3 protein-coding genes are annotated in these 2,942 nt (G+C 39.0%); 2 read left to right on the top strand and 1 reads right to left on the bottom strand.

What is annotated here, in order from left to right:
- The first annotated feature begins 139 nt into the window (after positions 1–139).
- Positions 140–307 (top strand): hypothetical protein, encoded by a 168-nt coding sequence (locus ACQRDX_RS09110; protein WP_427886125.1) that lies wholly within the window; start codon positions 140–142, stop codon positions 305–307.
- A gap of 60 nt (positions 308–367) precedes the next feature.
- A complete protein-coding gene (locus tag ACQRDX_RS09105) occupies positions 368–2,062 on the top strand; it encodes a recombinase family protein (protein WP_427886123.1) in 1,695 nt (564 codons plus the stop codon).
- A gap of 65 nt (positions 2,063–2,127) precedes the next feature.
- On the opposite strand, the gene ACQRDX_RS09100 is transcribed toward ACQRDX_RS09105, so the two are convergent.
- Positions 2,128–2,838 (bottom strand): UTRA domain-containing protein, encoded by a 711-nt coding sequence (locus ACQRDX_RS09100; RefSeq protein ID WP_354368816.1) that lies wholly within the window; start codon positions 2,836–2,838, stop codon positions 2,128–2,130.
- Positions 2,839–2,942: the final 104 nt, after the last annotated feature.

Genomic DNA, 2,942 nt, shown 5'->3' with positions numbered 1-2,942 from the left:
TTTGTGCTTTGGATAGTTCCAGACGACAAACGAAAGCTAGCCATTTCCAAAACTATCCAGAAAGAACTTTATAACTTTTGGGGATTGTTCACCGTGATTACTCTGGACGACTACCAAAACTATATCAAAGGAGGGATTGATGGACTTGAAAAATCAAGATAAAGACTCCATAACCAGCTCGCACACCAAGCACGAAAAGAAGCAAATCGGTCGAACAACTTACTTTGTCTGCCACTATTTTACTGGAAATCGTCCGCTTGAAAATGTCTTAGAAAGGCTGATTTTAAGCGATAAATCACTACTTTAACAGTAGTAAAAATGGTATAATAGAAGTATAAGGTGTGTGAACTCCAAAAGGAGAAAACACATGAACAGAACTTTGACAATTTCAGATTATAGACAAGTAGATACTTCCAGACTGTCAGATATTACGGTTGTTTATTGCCGTTTGAGCCAAGACGACGGATTGGACGGAGACAGTAATTCTATTATCAATCAGAAGAATATTCTTTTTGAAGTGGTAACCAGACAAAAACTGCCAAATCCCGTCCTTTTCGTTGATGATGGCTTCAGCGGAACAAATTTTGAACGACCGGCTATTTCAGAAGCGTTACGGCTTGTAGAAAATGGGCAAGTTTCAAACTTCATCGTTAAGGATTTGAGCCGTTTGGGGCGGTCTTATATCAAGGTTGGGCAACTAACGGAAATTACTTTTCCGAGTTTTGATGTCCGATTTATAGCCCTTAATGACGGCATAGACTCGAACAAACCGAATGAAACCAACTCGATTTTCTTACCTATCAAAAGTCTCATGGACGAAATGTATGCTGCAGATACCAGCAAGAAAATTCGGGCGGTTATTCAAGCTAAAGCACGAGCTGGTGAACGTGTGACGGTTAATCCGCCTTACGGTTATATGAAAGACCCAGACAACCCTAAAAACTGGATAATTGACCCAGTTGCCAGCAAAGTTGTGAAACGGATTTTTCAAGAAGCGAAAAGCGGTAAATCAGCCAATGAAATTGGTAAGTTGCTTGAAACTGAACATATCGAAAAACCAGATGTTTATCGAATCAAGAATGGCAGGAAGCCACTTTCTGGAGTGAAAAATTCTAACTATTCGCCTTATTACTGGAGTCGTGAAACAATCACAAGGCTATTAGGACGCGAAGAATATCTTGGACATACCGTCAATCTTCGGAAGCGCTCAAAGTCTTATAAAGACAAGCGTCAAATAAATAATCCGAAAGAAGATTGGTTAATTTTCAAGAATACCCATGAAGCGATTATAGACCAAGAAACTTTCGATATTGTCCAGAAAATGCGAAGCCACAAGCGTTCAAATCAGCGGTATAAAAATCGGCTTGGACATGAAAATCTGTTTGCGGGACTGGTCTTTTGTGGAACTTGTGGGCGGAAGCATTACTTTTGTCCGCAAGAGAAAAATGGATTAAATCACGACCATTACAAATGTTCTGGCTACCGCAGACCAATTGACGGGTGTGAGAATCCACACTACATTCAGAAATCCGCTCTGATTGCGATTGTGAGCGACAAACTCCGCCAGACCATTTTTGAAGCCCAGCTTGACCGAGAAAACTTTTTGAAGAAGTTAGAACAACAAAGTCAGGCTCAATTCAGCAAGGACAACAAACGCCAGCGTCAGCAACTCCAAAAGGACGAACACCGCTCCAAAGAAATCGACCGTATTATTCAACAGCTTTACGAAGACAATCTTCTTGGCAAAATTTCAGATGAACGCTTCGTGAAGTTAAGCCAGACTTATGAAGAAGAACAGAAACAACTTCAAACTTCCATTTCTGACTTAACAGAAAAACTCGCCAAACAACAAGAAGACGTCCTGAATATCTCCAAGTTTATGACGAGAATTTCCAAATATACACAAGTTTCAGAGTTAACCGTTGAAATGGTAAATGAGCTGATTGACAAGATTGTAATTCACAGGCCAACTGGCACGAAACGCAACCGAATTATCCAGATAGACATTTATTACAATTTCATCGGAAAACTAAACAACGAAAAAGCGAGTCAGGCGGACTGACTCGCTACTATTAACCCCTAATAACTAAACTGCTAGGTGTCAGCTCGGCTATTCCTAGCGATTTTTTAACGTTTAGCCATAGTGACAAAAGTAAACTTGTCTGGTCGGTAAGTGATGGTTCCATATTGGAAAACTTGACCATTTGAAAGATAGGTTAGACTAGTGACCACAGCCACCATGTCATAATCTCCCAAATCCATATGTTCTTTTTCTTCATTTGTTGCATATCGAAATGAGATTTCACGTCTCGAATGGGTGATCTTAAGATGTAATTCCTCTTCTAAATATTGGTAGATGGAAGTCTCTGCAATCTCTTTATTAAGATAAGGGACAACACGACGGTCGAAGTAGGAGAGTTCATATTCTAGGCGCTCCCCGTCAATTTTTCGACTTCTGGAAACACGATAAAAGTCAACGCTGTCATCTACTTTAAAGGTATCCATCAATACTTGCTCACCTTGTACAATATAAAGGCTAGTAAGTTGTGTCTCAATTGTGTGATTCGCATCACGGTTGAGTTCACCTGATGTTTTGATCTCAGCTAGATAATTATTTTTAGTTCGACCATGCTCGAGGACAATGGAGTTACGCCCTCTCATTTTTTGGATATAGCCATCGAGTTCTAAAAGAGAGAGAGCTTTTCGTATGGTATCTTTTGAAAAGCCATACTGCGTCATCAACTCATTTTCACTCGGTAATTCTTGATTAGCTTTTAACTCGCCTGAATCAATTTTATTTTTGATATTTTGATAGACTTCTTTGTATTTGCTCATAATATAGGTGCTTTCTCTAAAGTTTCCTTATTAGTTTACCATATTTTTGAGAAATGAAACAAAAAAATCATCTAACTTTTCTAAAAAATAAAAGAAAACCGTAAAAA

Origin of the sequence: Streptococcus sp. SGI.013, assembly GCF_050315295.1 — a bacterium.
In the GTDB taxonomy this organism is placed as follows: domain Bacteria; phylum Bacillota; class Bacilli; order Lactobacillales; family Streptococcaceae; genus Streptococcus; species Streptococcus porcorum.
Note: the sequence above shows the minus strand (reverse complement) of the source record. Positions and strands in the feature narration are given on the sequence as shown.